The following is a 23,191-nucleotide window of genomic DNA, read 5'->3' on the forward strand; positions in this document are numbered from 1 at the left end:
TGGACAACTATTTTCAGTGTAACTGTGGGTATGTGGACAGTTGACGAATAAACGTTGCTGATGGCTAATAGTAGATTAAAGCTATGTATCAGATAAGATACAAATTGCGGATAATGCCGATGTGTTTTTATTATTATCAACTAATATTATAATAGGTAAGGGTTGCTAAATACTATTTATAACGACTACAGAGTGATTTTAGCAGCTGCCCTAAAGACTGAACTAGCAGCGCTATAATTGAAGGTTGAACACGCCTTATCCACAAGCATGGCACAACGCGATAAACTCACTTATAATACAGCGAGCACTTATCTGCAATTTATAAACCCTACCTACTAAGCTGCGATGATAAACATGACCGCTATAAATGATTCCGACCCTAGTTTAAGCCCTACGCAAAGTTTAGATAATGAGCATCCTGCTAGTATTAATAAGATGCAACCGTTACGAGTAGTATTCGCCGGTACGCCTGAGTTTGCAGCTACTAGTCTTGAGGCCTTAATAGCTCAACAAGACGCATTGAATATAATTATAGTAGCCGTCTACACTCAGCCGGATCGAAAAGCGGGGCGTGGACAAAAACTATCAGCTTCGGCGGTCAAACAAGTGGCTTTGGCGCATAGCTTGCCTGTTGAGCAACCAGCTACTTTTAAAAAATCAGTGACAGAAGGTATAGCGGCTAGAGAAACACTACGCAGTTATCAGCCAGACTTAATGATTGTCGCAGCTTACGGACTGATCTTGCCGATTGGGGTGTTAACTATGCCTACTTATGGTTGTCTCAATATTCATGCTTCACTTTTGCCGCGCTGGCGTGGTGCTGCTCCTATCCACCGGGCAATATTAGCGGGTGACAAAGAGACTGGCATTACTATTATGCAGATGGATAAAGGCTTAGATACGGGCGATATGTTGTATAAAGTCAGCTGTGTTATAGACTCCGGCGACACTGCAACTGGCTTACATGACAAACTAGCAGCTTTAGGCGCTACGGCTATTACTACTGTGCTACAAGATCTAGCAGGCTATCAACAGCAGGCTATTAGCCAAGATAATAGTGAAGCCAATTATGCCGAAAAGTTAGTCAAAACTGAAGGCGAAATTGACTGGTCACAGCCTGCCGCAGTAATTGAAAGACATATTCGGGGTCTAACCCCTTGGCCGGGTGCGTATACCTTTTTACAAGGCCAGCGAGTCAAGATTTTGGCCAGTTTACCGGTTAATACTAGCCAACAAACCCACGAAACTGCTGGCAAGGTTGTCAGTGTTGGACGCAAAGCAATTTTAGTCGCTTGTGGGATCGCAGTTGATGATAGTCAACAAGATGATTCTATCCAACAGCCCGCTGGCACTATCGCTATCACTGAATTACAGTTTGCTGGTAGTAAGTCAGTCAATGCTGAACAAATTTGTCATGGCAATCAGCTCAATGACGGTGACCAATTTAGTAACGATGCACCTTAATAATTTATAGTTATAGCTCCCTTTAATAAGCCAACACAGATGCCCAATAGGCATAGGAAATCAAGTAATATGAGACAAACCACGTCTAATAGCCCTAGAAATAATAAAAACAAGCCATCAAGTAACTTAAAAATGACTGGTAGCGTACGTGTACGTGTGATTCGAACTTTATTAGCTATCCAAAATGGTCAGTCATTATCTAGTGTATTAGATCCGCTACTCAATAGTCTGCACGAGGGCGATAAAGGTTTTGCTCACGCATTATTATTGACCACTTTGCGCCAGTGGTATGCGCTCGAGCGCCTACTAGATAGTCTGGCTGACAACCCTATTGATGAAAAAGAAGTACGCACGACTATTCAAGTAGGTCTGACCCAGCTGCTGTATTTACAAGTGGCTGATCATGCGGCTATTCATGAAACCGTCGAAGCGGCAAAAGAGATCGAGTTTGCTCATGCTACGGGTCTAGTAAATGCTATTTTGCGCAAAGTGGCCAAGAACCCAAGCAAGTTCCGTAAAAAGTGTGATAAAAAGCACAGCTTGCCTAATTGGCTTGCTTATCAGCTTAAGCAAGATTGGAGTGCTGAATATGACGATCTTATGCAAGGTCTGCGCCAACCTGCGCCAATGTTTTTACGAGTAAATTCTGCAGTTACTGATGTTAGTATCTATCAGCAGAGCTTGTTTGATGCTGATATCAGCGCTGATTTGGTAGAGATAACCAGTGCTTTTCAACTGCCTAATCAGCAGCAGACTACTAAGGTTAATACCTCAGTGTTACGTTTAGAGCAAACCACAGCAGTGAGCGGTTTACCTTCCTTCGCTGAAGGGGTGGTTAGTATTCAAGATATGTATGCTCAATTGGCGGCACCTTTGATCAATCAAGCATTTATCAACAAGGTGAGCACTGAGAGCAATGTGGATGATTTGCAGATTTTAGATGCCTGCGCTGCTCCTGGCGGTAAGCTTGCCCATTGGTTAGAGCTATTAACTACTGATAGTCAATCACCATTGTTTCATGTGAAACATACTGATGCTAATGATACTAATGATAGCACCGATCAGAAATACAGCATTAAACTAACCGCTATCGATAATGAAGCGCCGCGTATTACTCGTATTTATGAGAACCTAGAGCGTCTAAATCTAGAGCAGTCAGAGCAAGTCAAACTGGATATTGTTTGTGCTGATGCTACGCGCTGGCAAGGAGCGAACAAGCAAGCCGATAACAATGCTCCAGTATTTGACGCCATCTTGCTAGATGCCCCTTGTACCGCTACTGGTGTTATTCGTCGTCATCCTGATATCAGTATCTTACGAACCGAGGAAGACGTAGAACAAACCGCGCGTTTGCAAGCTGAGATCTTGGATAATCTATGGCCACAATTAAAAGTTGGTGGCTATTTGTTATACATCACTTGCTCCATATTAAAGCAAGAAAACGTTGAGCAGATCCAAGAATTTATGAGACATCATACGGATGCTAGTGCTATCGAATTCACTGCAGACTGTAATTGGGGCATTGCACAAGAAGTTGGTCGTCAGTGTCTGCCAATAGATAGCGACAGCGGTGACGGCTTTTATTATGCGTTGTTGATGAAGACGACAGGATAAATAGGTTCAAAAAGTCCGCAAGCTTGATGAGTTTTAAAGGAGTACTAAATTTAAATGGCTTACGAACTTAGTGATTTATTGAATGATGATCGTTTAGAAAGATTATTTTCATCAGAAGGACTTCCTTGTGCATTCCAACTCTGGGTGCTTCAAATTCAACACCAAAACGTTATAGAAAATCGCGTAATATATGGTCGATTACTTCCATATAGTTTTTCTAACAGCAGATGGTCATTTAGTGATGACGACAGTAATTATCAGTCATTTGGAGAATCTAAAGCTAGTGTTACTCAATTAAACCTATATATAGATAGTTCACTATGTTCTAGCTTACTCACTATGATAATTGACGGAAAAAATCTTGATGATATAAGTACAGCGCTTGATTTTACGTTTCAGTCCAAGCTACAAAATAGGTTTGGAGATGTCAGTCTTTCGAATTCTTATGTAGGTTTTCGGCCTGTAGCTTATCTTTTAAATCGGGATGCACATGTGTCAGATACCCTAGCTAGTCCACTTGGAAATGCAGGAGCGTTTAGTGCATCCATTTTTCAAGGAGATAAACAAGGTTTATTCTTATATGATGAAGTGTATGATAAAAACCTTACTTCTATGATAATAACCCGATTAAATTCCGACACTGGAATGGATTTTGGTAAAAAAGACCTAGAAAGGATCGGAGATATTGAATTACTTGTATTCCCAACTATCGATGATCAGGAAAATAGCCTTTTCGCAGTTGAATGGACTGAAGAAAAGAATATAGAAGTTAAACTCAACGCCAGTCAGCTTCCTAGCTTTAATAATTTTAGCTTTATTTTGACTTTAATGAATAACAATCAAGTGTTCTATTCGTGTCGTGCAACAGCTAATAACATAGAAAACCTATTTGAATATGTTTTCAAACTTGATAATAATTTAAAAAATGTGGTTGATAGCTCTAGAGTGGATATTTATGCTTCGAAAGGAGATGAAACTGAAGAGGGTTATCTTTGTTGTAGTTGGAAGATTTATTATTGTCGTGAAATTAGCTTTCAGTTAACCGCTATGGAAAATAGTTCTAGTAGGGTGGAGTTTGACTGGCTTGAAAGAACAACTAATCCTAGTATGGGAATACGTGTAAGAAATGCTTTATCATTTTCAGGTGCGAACTATGATTCTAATAACGTAATAGGCGAGCGTGAACTCGATAAATGGGTACCTGAAAATAGAGCTATGAACTCATTGTTCAAAAAATTATATCCACCTACATCTAATGGAAGGTTTTTTTTACGCTGGGGTCAAAGCAATGGTGAGGGGCGTTTACAGTTTGTTGAGTGGTTTAAAGAAGTTCTAAAGAAAAATGAGAAATACCAAGTTACAATATTTGATCCCTATTTTGAAGATGCTGGTTCAGCTCTACTAACTTTATATGCTTCACGAGGTGCTGAGTACATAGTATTCCGAACAGTACCAGAATTTAAAGATGGAAAAGTTAAACAGGGTCTTGATAACTTATTAGAAAACTGTGAGCATAATAGAGCAAGGTTAAGTAGGAGCAAAGTTAAAATATATGGATTGAAAGAAAAGCGTTTGCATGACCGTTATATTTTAATTATAGGGAGTGACGGCCTTCCAGTTGAGGGTTATCATTTATCTAACTCCTTCCAAAGCGTAGCTCAAAACTTTCCTTTGTTAGTAACACCAATTCCTATAGATGTTTTATATCAAGTTAAGCAATACACATTTGACCTCATTCAAGAGGCTAATGAGTCGTCAAATGATAATAATATTACACTACTGTTTGATACAGAAGACTCTTCAAAGGAGTTAATAAATTTATATAATCCATTAAGCATCCTAGAAAATAGGCTATCAGGAAATCTTTTTAGTGTGTGGTTCGAAGAGTCATCGTTAAAAGGCTTATATGGCAATGAACTTAAGAAAGAACTTCAAAGTTTAGGACTTATCGAAGATGTTTCGCTTCATAGTTTGACAGCGAACGGACTATACAATTGTATTGATAATATGCAAGAAGACTTTACTAACTTCTATTCACAGTGGAATATGATAGGTCATATTCTAGCAAACTCTCACATCATTGATTCAAACCTAGATGAAATCTCTTCAAAAACTCAGTTTTTATTATTTCTATCAGAGTTTTTATCTGATTCTTTCAAGATGAAGTTTACTGACGATAGTAAAAATGTTGCAGTAATTGATCCAAGCTACCTTACTAAATCTCTAAAAGAGCTAACTAAAAACCCAATACAGATTGACTATTTTAATAGACCATCAAACAATGAAATTCTATCTTGGTCTGATTTTTATGCTATTAAGTTATTATGGCAATATAGACCAGAATGCCTTCTTCTGATTATTAGTAAACAAACTAATATTTTGGAAGTGAATCCTAAATCAAATCATATCATTAGGTTATCATTGCTAGAGCAAGTTCTATATGAAATTTCTTTAGCTGTAAATTTTGAACAAGTTTCAAATTATCAAACGAGTCTATTAATTATAAGTAATACAGGTATCATTAACTGGTTTGGATGGATCATGCTAGAACAAAATCTCAAATCTTTAAACAATTTTGATTTGAACTCCAGTTTCTTACATATATTTTCTTACGAAGAAAAGATTCAATTTGTAGGATGGAGTTTGAATCGAAATGCTTTGAGCTTTGAGTCAAAGCTTTATTATGAAAAACTTGTAGGTGAATTGCATAAATTCCTACCTGAACAAGTACCTGATAATAGTATGCAAAATCTTATTGATTCCGCTAAGGGTTATCATCAACAGCTTAAATGGTCTGAACCTTGGTTGTTTATAGATATAATTGATCCATTATTATTAGCTAACCGTGTTAACTGTGATTATATATGTGAGATTTGGATTCAAGAGCTAATAGCTCAATTTGAAAATACAGATGAAAATGAATCAGTAATATTTTCACCAGATAGAGAACAGGTAACCACGCAAGTATGTGCACACCTATGGGTTAACAGTAGTCAAGATAATAAAGATAAGTGTATTAAAAATCTTCATAAGATTATTTTAAAGCAAAAAAGGATTATACAAAGACCTCTAGCTAAATCAATAAATTGGAATAAATGGGATAAGGCACTCAAAATATCTCTCTGGATCTTAATACTTACCAAATTATTCGAAAATAATTTAGCGACTATGCAGGGTTTAATTCCGAAAAACTTAGAAGATTTGATAAACGAATCTCATATTTTGGCGTTGACTAGACCTTCTACAGAATGGTTGCCCAATAGTGATTTATTTGCATATTTAGAAAGTATAGCTTCAACTTGAAATTAAGCTACCCTTTTGCTATTTCTCATTTCTGTATTTAACAGATAAATAAAACAATTCTTTGACAGGACAAAACATGAAATATATTAGTACTCGTGGTCAGACTGAACCGATGGATTTTAGTGATGTGCTCCTTATGGGACTTGCGCCTGATGGTGGCTTGATGTTACCTGAGCACTATCCAAATGTTGATGAGGCTACTTTAGAAGAGTGGCGCTCGCTGAGTTATCCAGAGTTAGCATTAGCCATTATGCAGCGCTTTGCTACTGATATTCCTTATGCCGATTTAAAAGATATTATTGAGCGTACTTATACTGCTGAAGTATTTGGCGATGCTGAGATTGTACCTGTACGTAAGCTTGAAGATGACTTGTATATTTTAGGCTTATCTAATGGTCCAACGCTCGCGTTCAAAGATGTGGCGATGCAGTTTTTGGGTAATGCCTTTGAGTATGTACTCAAGCGTCAAAACGCGCGTATCACTATTATTGGCGCAACTAGTGGCGATACAGGTAGTGCTGCTGAATATGCACTGCGTGGTAAAGACAACATCGAAGTATTTATGCTGTCGCCGCATGGCAAGATGAGTGAGTTTCAGCGCGCGCAGATGTATAGCCTGACAGACGCTAATATCCATAATATCGCCATCGATGGTATGTTTGATGATTGCCAAGATATCGTCAAAGCTTTGCAACAAGATGCTGAGTTCAAAGCGGCTTATAACTTAGGTACCGTCAACTCCATCAACTGGGGCCGGATACTGGCACAGATTGTCTATTACTTTAAAGCCTACTTTGCCGTGACTAGTAGCAACGAAGAGCAGGTTAGTTTTAGCGTGCCCTCAGGTAATTTTGGTAATATTTGTGCCGGTCATATCGCTCGTGAAATGGGCTTACCGATTGGACGCTTAATCGTCGCTACTAACGAGAACGACGTCCTTAATGACTTCTTTAATCAAGGCGCTTATAAGCCGCGCGCAACAGATAAAACTTACATTACTTCTAGCCCGTCTATGGATATTTCTAAGGCCTCTAACTTTGAACGTTTCGTTTATCTATTGCTAGATAAAGACAGCGCTCGCGTTCATGAGCTATTTGAAGGCGTAAAAGCAGGGCAAGGCTTTGACTTATCTGATTTAGCACAAGTAGTTAATAGCCGTTATGGTTTTGCTGCCGGTAAGTCTACTCATGCCGATCGCTTACAAACCATAAAATCCTTGTATCAACAGTATGGTGAATTGGTCGATCCACATACGGCAGATGGTATCAAAGTCGCTAAAGAGCTACAGCAAGCAGGTGAAACTATCATCTGTGCCGAAACAGCACTGCCTGTTAAGTTCGCAGACACCATCATCGAAGCTGTCGGCCCTATAGAGATTGCTCGACCAAAGCACACCGAAGGTTTAGAAGCTCTAGAACAGCATGTGGTTATTTTAGATAACAAGGCAGAGCTAGTAGCTGAGCAAATTCGTCAGCAAGTTACTGCTAACCCTGCATAGAGTTTCTATAATAAAACAATAGGGCTATAGAGCAGCTCTATAAAACAGTATTTTGAATATTCTAAATCACTAACGGCTATCATTTATTGATAGCCGTTAGTCGTTTAATAATAAACATTAATCTATCAAATAACATAAACCGATAGCTATCGATGAGTTAGCCGACCAGTGCGCATAACTGTATCAGCAACCATTAGCAGCTGTTTTAATAAGATATAATGTCAAGTTCCACGTGAAACATAGTTATGTTAATTGGTTTTAATCGACATTAATCAGTAAAAATATAATTAATATTGTGCTAAGGTACAGATAGCTTACTGTAGTGTTATAAATCAGCAACCATTGATTAGCGATCATTGAAACTGAAAAAGCACTATAAGCGGCTATGATAAAAGGCGCTGATTACATCAACGTCATACCTTAATTCATATGGATATAATAAAAATGAGCTTTAAGGCTTTAGTGAAAGCACTGTTGATGACGGCCTTTAGTAGTGCATTATGGCTACCTACTGCTCATGCTAATAACCCGCCACCCACTATCAAGGCTGATGCTCCTAATCGCTATATCGTCAAAAAAGGCGATACTTTGTGGGATATCTCAGGCCGCTATTTAGATAGTCCATGGCGCTGGAAAGATATTTGGGCGACCAATACCCAAATAAAAAACCCTCATCTTATTTATCCTAACGATGTACTTATCTTATGCATCATTCAAGGTAACACCTTGCTTGGGGTTGATACTGGGGAAGGTTGTGCAGGGATAGAAAAGCAGCTGAATGGTGGTTTGCCTGCTAGACCAGTGACGGTGACATCGACAGTCAACAGCATCCCTGCTATTCCACGCTCAGCTATCCAGCATTGGTTAGATAAAACCACTATAGTAAATCCTAAGGACTTCAATACTACCCCTTATATCTTAGCTTCTAAGAACCGCAACTTGATTACGGCTAGCGGTGATACAGTTTATGCTAAAGGGGTAGCGCTTATTGTTGGTCAGAATTATGGGGTATATCGCCAAGGTGAACGCTATGTTGATCCAAAGACCAAAACAGTTATCGGCTTAGAGGTTACCCAAGTAGCGACAGGGCGAGTTACTAGCTCTACTCCTGAGGGAGTCTCTAGTTTGCATTTGAATGCTAGTTACGGTAAGGAAGTACGTGAAGGTGACAGAGTCTTTGTTGAGCTAAATAATAGTATTGCGCCGGTATTCTATCCTAAGCCTGCGACAGTCAGCCGTGGCGGTACCATAGTGCGAGTAATGGACTCCATTAGTTCCGCCGCCCGAGGCAGTGTAGTAGCGATTAATTTAGGGACTAGGCAAGGCGCAAAGCTAGGCGATGTATTGACCGTTTATCAAAAAGGTCCGTTAGTGCGTGACACTATCGATAATGACAATCCAGTACGCTTGCCCAGCGAACTTAGTGGAATGGTCATGGTATTTAATAGCTTCGCTGATATCAGCTATGCTTATGTTCTAAGCTCAGATCTACCATTAGGCGTGGGTGATCAGTTACTACCACCGCCCCATTTATAAGGGTTATTTTAATAAGGTATTATTGCAATAATTTACTAACGCCTAAAATGCTATAAAACAAACTAAGAGCCAGACTACTATGACGGTATCTAAGCTTATATTATCGGAAGAGCAGCGTGCCTCGTTGGCACTATGGTATGAAGTGAATGGCTCATTATCTGCTTATTATAAACTAGTCAGTAGTTTTGCTAGTATGCAACAAGCCTGGACAGCTAAGCTGAGTGCTTGGCGTGAGCTAGGTCTTCATCATACTCATCTGAAACGTCACCAGCAAACTGAGCAGACTATTGCTAGTATAGATACTATTATGGCGGCGCTAGAATCGGGTGAGTACCAATTAATATTTGCCGATCAGCCCCAGTATCCTACGCAACTATTACAAATCTATGATCCACCCCCATTATTGTTCTGTCGGGGTAATAGCGCGCGCTTGCAGCAAGCACAGATTGCTATGGTAGGTAGCCGTAAACCTACTGCCCATGCCCAAAAAACCACCTTCGATATGGCGCAATATTTAGCTCGGGTAGGTTATGTGATCACTAGTGGTTTAGCAGTGGGGGTAGATAAATGTGCTCATCTAGGGGCACTAGCTCAAGCTGAGACTAGCTATCACGGGCGTACCATAGGCGTGATGGGGACTGGTATTGACGTCTGTTATCCTAGTCAACATCAGCAGCTATTTGCTCAAATAATTGAGCAAGGTGGCTGTCTTATCAGTGAGCTACTTCCGGGTACACTACCACATAAGCATACCTTTCCTCGTCGCAATCGTTTAGTGGCTGGACTTAGTTTGGCCACTATCGTTACTGAGGCGGCTATTAAAAGTGGCTCACTAATTACTGCCAGACTGACCTCAGAGCAAGGCAAGCAAGTCTTTGCTATTCCTAGTCATATTGATAATACTAACGCTGAGGGCTGTTTACATTTGATTCGAGAAGGCGCTACTTTGATTTATCACCCTGAGCAAGTGCTAGAGGATGTCAATGCGCAGCTTAACTCGCCAGTAGATTATGCTAAAACAGAGGCAACTAAAGCTGTAGTAAACCCTGCGTCTCGACTCAATAAGCGCTCTGCTAAAGACGAAAGCCTGCCGATAAGCTTAGCTAACCCGCCAGTTCAATCAGCATTCGATGCTGATATTACTATCAAAACTAAGGTGATAATTCCTGAGCATTTGACCGCAGTCTATGAACAGCTTGATTGGCATGGACAAGATTTAGAGGCGCTATTAGTGACTACTAAGCTGAATACCGCGCAACTGATCGGTAAGTTGATGGAGCTTGAGTTGCTAGGAACTATTAGCGAACAAGGGGGTCGCTATTTACGCTTATAACAAAAATAAAAAACCGACCTAAAAAGTCAGTCATTCACTATCTTATTAACCCCTCAAAGCGTTATTATTCCTATCTCTCCTTTTTATCTTTATATCTTATGAAAACAGATGATTTTTCAGCAGAGCCTGTGGCAGTAGAGCAGATAGTTACTAGTAGCCCAAACAAAGCGGCTCAATGGTTAAACTCTGGTAAGCTTTTGGCATATCCTACCGAAAGCGTTTGGGGCATTGGCTGCAACCCTTTTAATCAGTCAGCTGTAGAGCAGTTGTTGGCCATCAAACAGCGGCCCATAGACAAAGGTATGATCGTAGTCACTGACCATATCGACCGTATTGCGCCATTACTTAATACCCTTACTAGCGCGCAACGCCAGTCTATTATTGATAGCTGGCAGATGATGGCTAATCAGCAAGCGCAAACTTGGCTATTACCGCTATCTACTGAGTTGAGTGTACCTATCCCGTATTGGATTACTGGAGCACATAACAGCGTTGCCGTGCGGGTCATAGCTCATCCCCTTATTCAACAGCTTTGCAGTCAAATGGTTAGCGCAGATAACCCTTATGGTTTCATTGTCTCCACTAGTTGCAACCCATCGGGGCAGCCCCCAGCATTGTCCCTAGAGGAAGCTCGCCGTTACTTCTTCAGTACTGATAAACAAAGCCCTGATAAACAAAGCACTGATGAATTAAGTGTTGATATAGAAGCCATTGATAAACAGCGCAGTGCGTCCAAGCAGATGAGATATTTATCAGGGCCTACCTTAGAATATCAGCTACCAAGCCAAATCAGTGATGCCTTAACTGGACAAGTAATTCGTTAATAACCGATCTGCTTGATCATAGGGTATAGTCGAGATTAAATAACATAGATACATCGCTTTATGAAACGAGACTGTGATGAGTTTTTCCAGCTTGCTTTGACTATGCCGACAGAGGCTACAAAAAACTGATCTCAATCTCTCTATATAGTTTTTACAATGAACTGACTATAGAATGATGCTAATACTTTAAAGCTTCCTACTAGCTAATACTTCAATGTTTTGAAGCTATCCTACTGATAGGGCTATTCGCTAACTTGATCATAAATCTCTTCAGTAGCAGCAAGTGGGTCATTGCTAGTGCTTTTGCCTTACCAAAAGCCTGTACAACCAATTTTGACAAAGTCAGTAAAAAAGAACAGGATAATTAGAACGATATACAACAAGTTTAATAGCACTATACCAGCCGATTTTAGCCGAAATTATAAGGATAAGCTCATGAATATTTTAATTAGTGGTGGCTCAGGATTTTTAGGTAGTGCATTGAGTAAAGAGATGATTGAACGCTATCGTCAAGCTGGAAGCGAAGTCAATATTACTTGGCTGACTCGTGATAGTAATCAGGCACATCCTGATAATATTCAGATGATTAGTTATGATGAATTGGCTAAAACCGACCATAGCTATGAGGTGATAGTAAACCTTGCTGGAGCAGGTATTGCTGACTCGCGCTGGACTGATGATCGCAAGCAAGCATTAGTTGCCAGTCGAGTAAAGCCAACAGAGTCGCTACTAGCTTTTATCGCTCGCACAGCTAATAAGCCCAAGCTACTAGTTAGCGGTTCAGCTATTGGCTGGTATGGGGCACAAGGGGACAAACCTCTGACGGAAAGTAGTGACTCTAAGACTGATTTTGCCCATCGCTTATGCCAGGAGTGGGAGCAGTTAGCGCTGAAGGCTTCTGAGTATAATGTACCAGTGGCTATATTACGTACTGGCGTGGTCATCCATCCTGCAGGTGGTATGCTTGGCAAGTTGTTGCTACCCTTCAAGTTTGGAGTAGGCGGACAGTTGGGTGATGGTCAGCAGATTATGAGCTGGATTAGCCGTGATGACTGGGTAGGGGCCGCTATTTTTATTATTGAGCAACACCTATCGGATAAGTCCAAAGCGCTGTCAGCACAGAGTACGGTTCCTAATGATAATAATATAAAACCCGCGAATTCTTCTATTAATAATACTACACCAGCCGTAGTTTATAACCTAACCGCTCCTAATCCCGTGACTAACCATAATTTTACTAAGGCTGTTGGCTCATGGCTACATCGCCCAACCATTTTTACTTTACCCACCCCCTTGTTAAAGCTGATGTTCGGTGAGATGTCGACTTTACTGATTGATGGACAAAAGGTACTGCCACAAGCGTTACTGAATGCTGGTTATGAGTTTAAACAATCAAGTCTGGAAAAGGCACTAGCAGAGCAGCGCTAAACAAGCTATAACAATATCACTGAGCAACGTTTCATGTGAAACATTAAAGATTAGCTATTAATAAGTAGTAATACTTAGATGTTTCATGTGAAACTTAATGCTGTAAATTATGGAATTTTTATGGAATCTAGCCAGCTTATACAGCTTTGCAGAAATCTAGCATAAGATGACCTTACATTAATCAATCAGACCTTTATTATGTGGCTTTTTATCATCGCAACTCAGCTGCTAGCGCTAATCACTAGTGCCCTTTTATGGTGGCTAATACAGCCTAAAAGCCCTGCTAAAACCTTAGCGTTGATCACTATAGTATTTGCTATTAATAACCTGGCATTGTTCTATGGAATTACTGAGTTTTGGCGTGAACGTTTTCATATCTATTTGGTTGTTAGTATCCTACAAGGGTTTATGGTTTATGCCGCCATAATAACAGCCGTTATTGGAGTCACTTACACTAAGTTGTTAAAGCAACCTAGTCGTCCTAAGTTATTACGGATACTGGCGGCTAGCGTTTATGTAGGTATTGTAGGACTATCAGTATTTAATGCTTACGCACCAGTAGTCAAGCACCTGACAGTAACGACAGCTAAGCCAATGAAAAAGCCCTTAAATATGGTACTGATATCTGATACTCATTTAGGTAGATGGTTCGGCAATCGTCAGTTAGATAAACTGGCCAGTCTCGTCGAGGCACAGCAGCCCGATGTAGTAGTGATAGCCGGTGATATCATGAATGACAGCACCTTTTATTATGATAAAAATAGCATGCAAGAGCAGTTGTCCAAATTGCAGGCACCGCTTGGGGTTTATGCAGTATTAGGCAATCATGATTATTCAGGTAACCAACTAGCCATTACCACAGCAGTTGAAAAGGCGGGAATAAAGGTATTAGATAATGAAAACGTACTGCTAGAGGATTCGGTCTGGCTAATTGGGCGCTCGGACATTACTGACCCAGCACCGCGCATATCAGCAAAAGATTTAGTCGCGCAAGTGGATACCGATAAGCCAGTGATATTTTTGGAACACAGTCTTGAATCTATGGATGAGTTAAAGCAGGCCCCCATAGATGTACACTTATCAGGCCATACTCATGGTGGGCAAATATTTCCCCTAACCGCGCTGATGCAATGGTTTTATCCATTAATACAGGGGGCTAAGCAGATAGGTAACACCCAATTTTTAGTAACTTCAGGTTATGGGTTTGGTGCGGTCCCTTTTCGATTAGGTACGCGTTCTGAGATATGGGTAATTACCTTGCAGTCAGTCACTGAGCAATCAGCAACTAAATAGCGGCGGTCTACGAGGTGGATAAGCGTTTTGATAAAATGGATGTTATAAACAGCAGTCAGTTATGGCAGTAAGCTATTAGAGCTATGCTTTATTAGAGCTAATGTTTAAGCTATAGCCTTTATTTTTATGGTGCTATAACGCTTGTTTATATACCAGCAAACGCCTTAAAGCTAGCCTCATCGTAGTCATCATCATGAGTGACCATAACAGAACCTTGGGTAATATTGACATCGACCCAGCGCACCCCTGTTAGGCTGATAGTATTAGCCACCAATTTATCAGCACTTTCTCTATCGGTAATAGTGGTTTGATATAGTGTTTGCATCACAATAACCTCCAGTTTTGCTCAAACAAAGCAAAGGTTCGCCAAAGCCAATCTTATAACCTCAGCAGAATCCAAAACATCGTTACCACTATTCTTGGCAACTATTATTACCCTTATAAAGAGTATAACCCTTTATCTCGCTACTAGAGTATGACTATTAAGGCGAGCTGCGCTTTGACAACGCTAACTGCACGAGATTAAGTCGTTTTTTTGTGCCGTTGCTACTATTATATTAGTCATAAATCTATTACAGGACAGCGCATGCGCTACGTATTTTTTATTGTCATTATTTTATTATTAGAGCTGTTTAGTCTAGGCGCAGCGCTAAGTTTACAGTGGTGGATTGCGCCGTGGACTAAGCTGGCATCGCAGACAATGGCGATGATAGTAGTGTTCTTAATAAGTAATGGCTTGTTATTATTAAGCGTTAGCAAGCTGCTAAAAAACAGTTATCGCTGGGTCAGTGGCTGGATGCTGGCGATGCATTTTATGGTGCTCACTGCTGCGATTATCAGTTTGATATATGGCGCTGGTTGGGTGACTATGACCATGTTTGATAGTGCTACTATCTTCGCTATGCCTGCTATTAGCGTAGCACTAGGTCTACGTGGCTTAGCTTTGCTAGTGTTTATAGGCTTGTTCGTTTACGCTCTATATAGCGCTTATATACCGAAAGTACGTCATCTTACCGTAACTATCAATAAACCTTTATTGAAGCCGCTACGTATCGCAGTAGCTAGTGATTTACATTTGGGTCGTCTGTTTGGTAATAAGGCTATCGATAGATTACAGCGTCTAATCACTCAGTCACAAGCCGATATGTTGCTGATGCCAGGTGATATTATGGACGATAATACTCAGGCATTTAGTGACTATAATATGGCAGCTAACTTAGCTAGATTGTGTGCCAGCCTGCCTTATGGGGTCTATGCGACGTTAGGCAATCATGATTTATATGGTCATGAGAAACCGATCACTGAGTCGCTACGCAACGCTGGCGTACAGTTGTTAAACGATGAAGTGCTACGCCTCGATTATAAAGGTCAGCCAATGTGGCTAGTAGGGCGCTTTGATAATCATAAACGTCAGCGTGTGGCAACGACAGAGTTGTTGGCGCAAGTAAATACTGAAGAGCCGGTTATCCTATTGGATCATAGACCGAGCGATATTATTGAACATAGCCTGTTGCCTATTGATTTGCAGCTGTCAGGGCATACCCATAATGGGCAGATATTCCCTGCCAACTTCATTGTCAGCTCGATCAATCGTCTGGGCTATGGTTATGAAGCCATTGGCAAAGGCCACTTTGTAGTCTCCTCTGGCTATGGCTTTTGGGGCATACCATTTCGCTTAGGATCACGTTCTGAGATTTGGTTAATTAGCCTCAGTGGTCAGTAACTTGCGCACGAATTTAGCGAACTGGCTGATGATATGGCTAGTTTCAGTGTTAAGACCTTGATGCACCCCTATTAAGTTAATAAAACCATGCGGTGCCCCTAGCACAGTATAAGTCTCTACTTGAGTAGCGTTATTTTGCAAGCGTTCAGCGTAAGCTAGTGCCTCATCACGCAAGATATCTAATTCAGCAGTGACGATATAGCTTGGACAGATATTGCTATTGTCCCCATTCATCACTGAAACCAAAGGATGTCCTTGCGGTAAAGCACTCTGTGTGATGTAAGCAGTATTAAAGGCTTCCGCTTCATCATTATCCAGTAATAATCCTTGGCCATAAAGCTTCCAGCTTGGATAATCAGACCCAAAGTCAGTCACCGGATACAAAGGTAGCTGCGCCAATGGTAGCGGTAAGTTACTGATACTTTCTACAAAGGTTGATATAGAAGTACCCGTAGAGTCTTTATCTTCACTAAGCTCTAGCCAGAGTGCTGGCGTTGGAGTCGTCACTTGCTGGGCTACCAATATCGCTAGGCAGCCACCAGCACTGTCGCCTGCTAACACAATACGTGATGATGAAGCCCCCAAGGTTTGCGAATTCTTAGCCACCCAAGCATAAGCTGCCATACAGTCTTTGAGTGCCGTTGGTGCCCGATACTCTGGGGCCAATCGATAATCAACGCTAACCACTGCCCAACCAGTTTGGCTACAGACAGTATGACAAAACTCGTGATGAGTGTCGATATCACCAATACAAAATCCGCCACCATGAAAAAACAGCATCACTACATTCTTATTAGGATCATCAAGGTTAATGCTTGCAGCAGCTAGTTGATGCCGAGGGTGTTGATAGCAGCGAATGGCCATATCACCCCCCTCGCCATTAGCGATGACTTTATCTTGCCAGTTAACATCAGCATTTTTGCCAGCAGTAGTCAGGTCAGTATTAACATTAGCACTGGCCTGTCGCCAAACCTTAGGCGCTTGTATAGACACCACATCAGTCGCGAATTTCTTACGTAGTTTAAGCAGTTTATCTACGCTTAGCGGCTTTTTAAGCTGATTATTCATCGCCATAATTAAGCGTAAATGAGCATCAGCATGTGGATATTGCTCAGCAGTAACAGCGTTTAAGCGCTGGTTGAGCTGCTTGACTACTGGTGCTGGCAGCTGACCTAAGCCTTTAAATAAATAGTGTAATCTATGCTGATAAACAGTCCGACTAGCAGCTACAGTTTTCATGGTCTTAGTCACTACAGCATTCAGCGATGGTAACGATAAAATAGACATAAACTCACCTTTATTGGTTCAGCTAAGGAATAAAACGGATGCTAGTAGCGCTGTAGAACTTTTTTGAAACTAGCAATCACAACGCTACTAAGCCGCCTGTGCTTTTTGCATACTCAGCACTTGATAGACGAAGCAGGCAAACTGCTCAATAATATAGTCAGTCTGTTGCTCAAGCCGTTGATGTACGCTCATAAAATGCAGAAATCCATGCGGCGCGCCAAGCACAGTATGAGTCTCAACCGCCACGCCATGACCTTTTAGTTGCTCAGCATACGCAAAAGCTTGGTCACGTAGCACATCCAGCTCAGCGGCTACAATATAAGTCGGGCAGACTTGTCGGTTATCACTAGTCATCGGAGAGATCAGAGGATGCTCGCGGGTGAGAGAACTGTGCTGCAAGTAAGCGACATCGAATACCGCAATATCAGCATGGTCCAATAGTAAGCCTTCACCGTATAACGCCCAGCTAGGATAGTCGGTTTCGATATCTGTCACTGGATACAGTGGCATTTGCGCCATAGGTTGCGGCAAGTGCTGTAGTAACTGGTAAGTACTTTGACCCGATAAACCTAGATCTTGCCATGAGCTGGCCGTTGGTGCAGCTATTTGTTGGGCTAGCAAAGAGGCCAGACAACCGCCAGCACTGTCACCAGCCAACACAATACGTGCAGGTCGAGCTCCGAGCGTATGACAGTGCTCAGCTAGCCAAGCGTAAGCAGCAATACAGTCTCTAAGAGCAGTTGGTGCAGGATGTTCAGGAGCTAAACGATAATCAACGCTGACTACGGCCCAGCCCGTTTTTGCACAAATAGCATGGCAGAACTCATGATGAGTGTCGATATCACCAATACAGAATCCACCACCATGCATAAATAGCATGACTATTTCATCAGCATTGGAGCGGTGGCTAGCCTTTGGGCCCGCTTGGTAGCAGCGAACCTTCATAGTAGCTTGATCACTGCCCGTATCTCTATCCTCGTCAGCATTAGCAATAAGCTTATCTTGCCAACTAACAGCAGCAGCGCTACGTTTAATAATAGGCTTGATAGCCAGCAGCTTATTGGCACGATATTGCCGCCATACTTTTGGGGTTTGCATCGCAACCGCATCAGCAGCAAACCTTTGGCGTAAACCGCCTAATTCTGCAAGCTGTAATGGAGTTTTGAGCTTAGCATTGACTGCCAGTATCAAGCGTAAGTGCGCATTAGCATGCAGATATTGCTTGGAGGTTGGGCCTTGTAAATAACTCACAAAGCCTTCTAAAAAAGGCGCAGGAACATAGCCTATAGTTTTTAGCACATAGTGCAAGGTATGCTGCTTATATTGGGCAATAGGTTTATAACTGAGTACTTTGCTAGCCATAGCATTAGTCACAGAGCGCTTGTTGATGCAGATGACCATATCAGCGCTGCTGTCTTGTAGCTGCTCATTAGTAGTACCACCCAAAACTGCAGGGTTAAAGCTGCTAGCGGTCCTATTGAACACTTTGCGCAATGAGACTGAGCTCGTAGATAGAACTGACATAACATTTCTTCCTGATAATTTTTTAACGGTCATGCTTATAACTGGCCAAAGCGTTGATTGTAACTATCATCCACTATAGCTAGCATTAGTTGCCAATAGAGTTGATGATAGCTATACACTGATATAAATCTCTAGTTGCTGCATGCCAAAATATAATAAGACAATCTACAAAAATATTAAGTGTCATTTAGTAAAAGTATGCGGCTAAAAAAGTCTAATAATACTTTTGAGCATAGTTGTAGTGCTAATAACAGCCAGCTTATATAAGGTCTATTACTGACTAATATAACGGCTAGTTGCCAACCTCACTAGTCACTCTAGCCACTGACTATAAAGCTCTACTTGTTAGTCTTTTTACCGCTTTTATTACTATATTAGTGAATATCTAGCATTAATTAAAAAAATTCCTCTACTTTAGGCTTGAAATTGATGACCATCACCTTTATCAAGCAGCTATCGAAAGGTATTTCAATCAAAGGACTAACGATGCTAGCGTTATTAAAAAATAGCTAGCCAAATAAATAGCTAAATAACACTTGTGAGCGTACAAGTATCTGCATCTGAAAGTTCTGTTTTTATCTGCTTTATCAGTTTTTAAAATTAACTATTTGCACTCAATTATTCAAATCACAAGGAGTTATCATGAGCGAACAAACCCCAAACCATGAATTCGATACTAAAGATCCAAAGGCAGCACAAAGCAATATCGATCGTGAAGGTAGTGTCTTAGAAGAGACGATTGAAGAATTTAACCCTGAGGTTAATGAAGGCGACAATCAAACTATCGATAATGACATTAGCATTGAAGCCTTTCAAGCACGTATTGCTGAGCTGGAAAGTGAAGTCAAAAAGTCTAAAGAGAGTACTGCTCGCGCTAATGCTGAGACTTATAATGCGCAAAAACGTATGGAGCAAGAAGCTGATAAGAGCAAAAAGTTTGCTTTGCAGAAATTTGCCAAAGAGTTATTAGAAGTGGTTGATAACTTAGAGCGTGCTATTGAAAACGTTAATGATGATGACGCTGTTAGCGAAGGTATCAAGCTTACTCATAAAGCGCTTATAAGCGTATTGAACAAAAACGGTGTCGAAGTGGTTGACCCAGCTGGCGAAAAGTTTAATGCTGATCTTCATGAAGCGGTTGGTATTGATCCACAAGCTGCTGCAGACACAGTAGGCGTAGTGCTACAGAAGGGTTATAGTTTAAACGGTCGTCTATTACGTCCAGCTATGGTGCAAGTCGGTCAATAGTTTTAGTCAAGGCTACTTTACTTCTGTGGGTAGATAACCCTTGTTAAAGGTAAGGGTATTGACAAAACTTCACATAAAAGCGAATTATTGTACTGTTAGCGACTTGAAAAAACTTAGACTCAAACCGATATAAAGCAACAAGTAACCGCTTAGCAGCATAACCAATCAGCTGATAAGCGCATTCATAATAGAATTATCAATAAAACATTAACAGACTAAAACTAATTAGGAGTAATTAACGATGGGTAAAGTCATAGGTATAGATTTAGGTACTACTAACTCATGTGTCGCTGTATTAGAAGGTGACTCAGTCAAGATTATTGAAAATGCTGAAGGTACTCGTACTACTCCTTCAATCGTCGCTTATAAAGATGATGAAACTTTAGTAGGTCAGTCAGCTAAGCGTCAAGCCGTTACTAACCCGAACAACACTTTGTTTGCTATTAAGCGTCTTATTGGTCGTCGTTTTGATGACAAAGTCGTGCAAAAAGATATCGGCATGGTGCCTTACAAAATCGCTAAAGCAGACAACGGTGATGCTTGGGTCGAAATCAATGGCAAAAAACTAGCGCCACCACAAGTTTCTGCTGAAATCTTGAAAAAGATGAAAAAAACAGCTGAAGATTATCTTGGTGAGAGCGTTACAGAAGCCGTTATTACGGTACCTGCTTACTTTAATGACTCACAGCGTCAAGCTACTAAAGATGCTGGCAAAATCGCTGGTCTAGACGTTAAGCGTATCATTAACGAGCCGACTGCTGCTGCACTTGCTTATGGTATGGACAAAAAGCAAGGCGATCGCACTATCGCAGTTTATGACTTAGGTGGTGGTACTTTTGACGTATCAATCATCGAGATTGCTGACGTTGATGGCGAGCAACAGTTCGAAGTATTAGCAACTAATGGTGATACTTTCCTTGGTGGTGAAGATTTTGACTCAGCATTGATCGAATATTTAGTTGCAGAGTTCAAAAAAGACCAAGACGTCAACCTAAAAGGTGACTCTCTAGCGATGCAGCGTCTAAAAGAAGCTGCCGAAAAAGCTAAAATTGAGTTATCAAGTGCTCAAAGTACTGAAGTAAACTTGCCTTATATCACAGCTGATAGCAGTGGTCCTAAGCATTTGGTAGTTACCGTTAGCCGCTCGAAGCTTGAGAGCTTAACGGAAGCTTTGGTACAGCGTACTATGGGTCCTTGTAAAATCGCTATCGATGATGCTGGTCTAAAAACCTCTGAAATCGATGATGTGATCTTAGTAGGTGGCCAGACTCGTATGCCATTAGTGCAAAAACAAGTGCAAGAATTCTTTGGTCAAGAGCCACGTAAAGATGTTAACCCTGATGAAGCGGTAGCCGCAGGTGCAGCAATTCAAGGTGCGGTATTGTCTGGCGAAAAAACAGACGTCTTGCTACTTGACGTGACGCCTTTGACACTTGGTATCGAAACAATGGGTGGGGTATTGACGCCAATCATTGAGAAAAACACTATGATTCCTACTAAGAAATCACAAGTATTCTCAACGGCAGAAGACAACCAGCCAGCAGTAACGATTCAGGTTTATCAAGGTGAGCGTAAAATCGCTAACCAGAATAAACAGCTTGGTCGTTTCGACTTGACGGACATTCCACCAGCACCACGTGGCTTGCCACAAATCGAAGTAAGTTTCGATATCAACGCTGATGGTATTATGAATATTTCAGCTACTGATAAAGGTACTGGTAAAGCGCAAAGTATCCAAATCAAAGCGGATTCTGGTTTGTCGGACGAAGAAGTCGAACAAATGGTGCGCGATGCAGAAGCGAACGCCGCAGAAGATGAAAAGTTCGCTAACTTAGCACAAGTTCGTAACGAAGCTGATGGTCGTATCCATGCAGTACAAAAAGCACTAAAAGATGCTGAAGATAAAGTTACTGCAGAAGAAAAATCATCAGTAGAAACTGCTATCTCTGAGCTTGAAATGGCTGCTAAAGAAGACGATCATGATGACATCAAGTCTAAACTTGAAGCATTAGATAACGCTTTCTTGCCAGTTAGCCAGAAGATCTACGCTGATGCTGGCGCAGGTAGTGAAGGTATGGATCCAAGTCAGTTCCAACAAGGCGCAGATTCAGCAGCTGATAACAATCAGGCTAATGATGATGTAGTTGATGCTGAATTTACAGAAGTAGAAGATGATAAGAAGTAGTCTTCTAAAGCTTAAGTTTTTATAGAAGCTATTGATCTGTATAAAATAAAAAACGCACCTTTCGAGGTGCGTTTTTTTATGGGCAATATAAGCATAAGATAAGATTACTCTAAGCTTTAAAGGCGCTCACTATTAGTACTTCGTAAGTCAAAATAACACAAGGTTTGCCTTGTTGATCTTTATTGCAGAACTGCTGCCAATAATCCCGCTCAAATTGTTGCAATCGGGTTTTTGTCCAAGTAAAGCCCTGATTGTCATTTGCTTGTGCTTGTGTGCGATTGGTCGATACGCCGGTTAATTGCATATGTTTTAATACGGCGTAAGGATTGGCAAAGGTTAAATCAAAGCGTTGAATAGTTAATTCAATATTTTCAAAACCAGCATCTGCTAATGCTGACTGCCATTGCTCAACCTCTGGATACTGTAATCCTTGACCGGTTAAAGCTTTGATTTGCAAAAAGTTATTTGCAGTAAAAGTGTTAAAAATTAATTGGCCTTTGGCTTGTAGGCGCAGCGCTGATTGTCCTACAAAGCTCAATGGATTATCAAACCATTGCACAGTATTGGCGCTGATTATCAGGCTATGGTTTCCTTGAAGGTCCATAGTCTCAGCATCACCAATCGCTATCTTGGCAGTGGCCAAAATTGATTGCAAGGTAGCCGCTTGTTCAGCGCACAACTCATTGATAAACCACTGCTGACTTTGAATATGCGCTGCTATCAGGCGGGTCATCTGGCCTGTCCCTGCACCGATTTCTAACACACTGTCTTGCTCAGTATCAGCAATATTGGCTAGTAAATATTGACAGACTCGCTGCTGAATATTGGCATGCTGGTCATAGTGGTTTGCACTGGCAAAATGGCGAGCAATGGTTTGCTTTCTGCTACTAAAATTGTAAGGTGGAGCGAGGGTTGTCATAATATTCGTTGC

Annotated in this window: 16 protein-coding genes; 12 read left to right on the forward strand and 4 right to left on the reverse strand. The window is 41.0% G+C overall.

Translation table 11 applies throughout. The features are described 5' to 3' along the window. Positions 1 to 435: 435 nt before the first annotated feature. From fmt to JMY09_RS11360, 9 genes are all read left to right on the forward strand, one after another. Positions 436 to 1,464: a methionyl-tRNA formyltransferase gene (fmt, locus tag JMY09_RS11320; protein ID WP_379606717.1), complete on the forward strand. Its 1,029-nt coding sequence runs from the start codon at positions 436 to 438 to the stop codon at positions 1,462 to 1,464. Positions 1,465 to 1,533: 69 nt separating this feature from the next. Then, positions 1,534 to 3,078: a transcription antitermination factor NusB gene (locus tag JMY09_RS11325; RefSeq protein WP_201623703.1), complete on the forward strand. Its 1,545-nt coding sequence runs from the start codon at positions 1,534 to 1,536 to the stop codon at positions 3,076 to 3,078. Positions 3,079 to 3,132: 54 nt separating this feature from the next. Further along, entirely contained in the window at positions 3,133 to 6,381 is a 3,249-nt protein-coding gene (locus JMY09_RS11330; RefSeq protein WP_201623704.1) for a VPA1262 family protein, read from the forward strand. 76 nt (positions 6,382 to 6,457) lie between these two features. Then, positions 6,458 to 7,879 carry a threonine synthase gene (gene thrC / locus JMY09_RS11335; RefSeq protein ID WP_201623705.1) on the forward strand — a complete coding sequence of 474 codons (1,422 nt, stop codon included), beginning with the start codon at positions 6,458 to 6,460 and terminating at the stop codon, positions 7,877 to 7,879. 438 nt (positions 7,880 to 8,317) lie between these two features. After that, positions 8,318 to 9,415, forward strand: a complete 1,098-nt coding sequence (locus JMY09_RS11340; protein ID WP_452596421.1) for a LysM peptidoglycan-binding domain-containing protein — start codon at positions 8,318 to 8,320, stop codon at positions 9,413 to 9,415. A 79-nt stretch (positions 9,416 to 9,494) separates the two neighbouring features. Further along, positions 9,495 to 10,748, forward strand: a complete 1,254-nt coding sequence (gene dprA, locus JMY09_RS11345; RefSeq protein WP_201623707.1) for a DNA-processing protein DprA — start codon at positions 9,495 to 9,497, stop codon at positions 10,746 to 10,748. Positions 10,749 to 10,846: 98 nt separating this feature from the next. After that, a complete protein-coding gene (locus JMY09_RS11350; RefSeq protein ID WP_201623708.1) occupies positions 10,847 to 11,572 on the forward strand; it encodes an L-threonylcarbamoyladenylate synthase in 726 nt (241 codons plus the stop codon). 435 nt (positions 11,573 to 12,007) lie between these two features. Continuing rightward, positions 12,008 to 13,000, forward strand: a complete 993-nt coding sequence (locus tag JMY09_RS11355) for a TIGR01777 family oxidoreductase (RefSeq protein ID WP_201623709.1) — start codon at positions 12,008 to 12,010, stop codon at positions 12,998 to 13,000. Between the two features lie 198 nt (positions 13,001 to 13,198). Next, complete coding sequence (locus JMY09_RS11360; RefSeq protein ID WP_201623710.1) at positions 13,199 to 14,293, forward strand: metallophosphoesterase; 1,095 nt, start codon at positions 13,199 to 13,201, stop codon at positions 14,291 to 14,293. 145 nt (positions 14,294 to 14,438) lie between these two features. Here JMY09_RS11360 and JMY09_RS11365 read toward each other — a convergent pair whose 3' ends face one another. Beyond that, positions 14,439 to 14,618 (reverse strand): hypothetical protein, encoded by a 180-nt coding sequence (locus JMY09_RS11365; RefSeq protein WP_201623711.1) that lies wholly within the window; start codon positions 14,616 to 14,618, stop codon positions 14,439 to 14,441. 261 nt (positions 14,619 to 14,879) lie between these two features. Between JMY09_RS11365 and JMY09_RS11370 the strand changes: the two genes are divergently transcribed. Continuing rightward, complete coding sequence (locus tag JMY09_RS11370; protein ID WP_201623712.1) at positions 14,880 to 16,016, forward strand: metallophosphoesterase; 1,137 nt, start codon at positions 14,880 to 14,882, stop codon at positions 16,014 to 16,016. Here JMY09_RS11370 and JMY09_RS11375 read toward each other — a convergent pair. Next, positions 15,993 to 17,303: an alpha/beta hydrolase gene (locus tag JMY09_RS11375; RefSeq protein WP_201623713.1), complete on the reverse strand. Its 1,311-nt coding sequence runs from the start codon at positions 17,301 to 17,303 to the stop codon at positions 15,993 to 15,995. The genes JMY09_RS11370 and JMY09_RS11375 overlap by 24 nt on opposite strands. Positions 17,304 to 17,390: 87 nt before the next feature. After that, entirely contained in the window at positions 17,391 to 18,827 is a 1,437-nt protein-coding gene (locus JMY09_RS11380; protein WP_201623714.1) for an alpha/beta hydrolase, read from the reverse strand. A gap of 642 nt (positions 18,828 to 19,469) precedes the next feature. Here JMY09_RS11380 and grpE point away from each other — a divergent pair. Both grpE and dnaK read left to right on the forward strand, forming a co-directional pair. Beyond that, positions 19,470 to 20,075 carry a nucleotide exchange factor GrpE gene (gene grpE, locus JMY09_RS11385; protein WP_201623715.1) on the forward strand — a complete coding sequence of 202 codons (606 nt, stop codon included), beginning with the start codon at positions 19,470 to 19,472 and terminating at the stop codon, positions 20,073 to 20,075. 241 nt (positions 20,076 to 20,316) lie between these two features. Next, positions 20,317 to 22,260, forward strand: coding sequence for a molecular chaperone DnaK (dnaK, locus tag JMY09_RS11390; protein WP_201623716.1), 1,944 nt, complete (start codon positions 20,317 to 20,319; stop codon positions 22,258 to 22,260). Between the two features lie 109 nt (positions 22,261 to 22,369). Here the strand turns inward: dnaK and JMY09_RS11395 are convergent, their stop codons facing one another. Continuing rightward, positions 22,370 to 23,179, reverse strand: coding sequence for a methyltransferase domain-containing protein (locus JMY09_RS11395; RefSeq protein WP_201623717.1), 810 nt, complete (start codon positions 23,177 to 23,179; stop codon positions 22,370 to 22,372). Positions 23,180 to 23,191 lie beyond the last annotated feature (12 nt).

Source organism: Psychrobacter urativorans (assembly GCF_904846695.1).
GTDB classification, from domain to species: domain Bacteria; phylum Pseudomonadota; class Gammaproteobacteria; order Pseudomonadales; family Moraxellaceae; genus Psychrobacter; species Psychrobacter urativorans.

Bases quoted from the DNA above. Each gene is read 5' to 3' on its own strand.
- fmt (WP_379606717.1), top strand. From the start codon at position 436: ATGCAACCGTTACGAGTAGTATTCGCCGGTACGCCTGAGTTTGCAGCT.
- JMY09_RS11325 (WP_201623703.1), top strand. From the start codon at position 1,534: ATGAGACAAACCACGTCTAATAGCCCTAGAAATAATAAAAACAAGCCA.
- JMY09_RS11330 (WP_201623704.1), top strand. From the start codon at position 3,133: ATGGCTTACGAACTTAGTGATTTATTGAATGATGATCGTTTAGAAAGA.
- thrC (WP_201623705.1), top strand. From the start codon at position 6,458: ATGAAATATATTAGTACTCGTGGTCAGACTGAACCGATGGATTTTAGT.
- dprA (WP_201623707.1), top strand. From the start codon at position 9,495: ATGACGGTATCTAAGCTTATATTATCGGAAGAGCAGCGTGCCTCGTTG.
- JMY09_RS11350 (WP_201623708.1), top strand. From the start codon at position 10,847: ATGAAAACAGATGATTTTTCAGCAGAGCCTGTGGCAGTAGAGCAGATA.
- JMY09_RS11355 (WP_201623709.1), top strand. From the start codon at position 12,008: ATGAATATTTTAATTAGTGGTGGCTCAGGATTTTTAGGTAGTGCATTG.
- JMY09_RS11360 (WP_201623710.1), top strand. From the start codon at position 13,199: ATGTGGCTTTTTATCATCGCAACTCAGCTGCTAGCGCTAATCACTAGT.
- JMY09_RS11365 (WP_201623711.1), bottom strand. From the start codon at position 14,618: ATGCAAACACTATATCAAACCACTATTACCGATAGAGAAAGTGCTGAT.
- JMY09_RS11370 (WP_201623712.1), top strand. From the start codon at position 14,880: ATGCGCTACGTATTTTTTATTGTCATTATTTTATTATTAGAGCTGTTT.
- JMY09_RS11375 (WP_201623713.1), bottom strand. From the start codon at position 17,303: ATGTCTATTTTATCGTTACCATCGCTGAATGCTGTAGTGACTAAGACC.
- JMY09_RS11380 (WP_201623714.1), bottom strand. From the start codon at position 18,827: ATGTCAGTTCTATCTACGAGCTCAGTCTCATTGCGCAAAGTGTTCAAT.
- grpE (WP_201623715.1), top strand. From the start codon at position 19,470: ATGAGCGAACAAACCCCAAACCATGAATTCGATACTAAAGATCCAAAG.
- dnaK (WP_201623716.1), top strand. From the start codon at position 20,317: ATGGGTAAAGTCATAGGTATAGATTTAGGTACTACTAACTCATGTGTC.
- JMY09_RS11395 (WP_201623717.1), bottom strand. From the start codon at position 23,179: ATGACAACCCTCGCTCCACCTTACAATTTTAGTAGCAGAAAGCAAACC.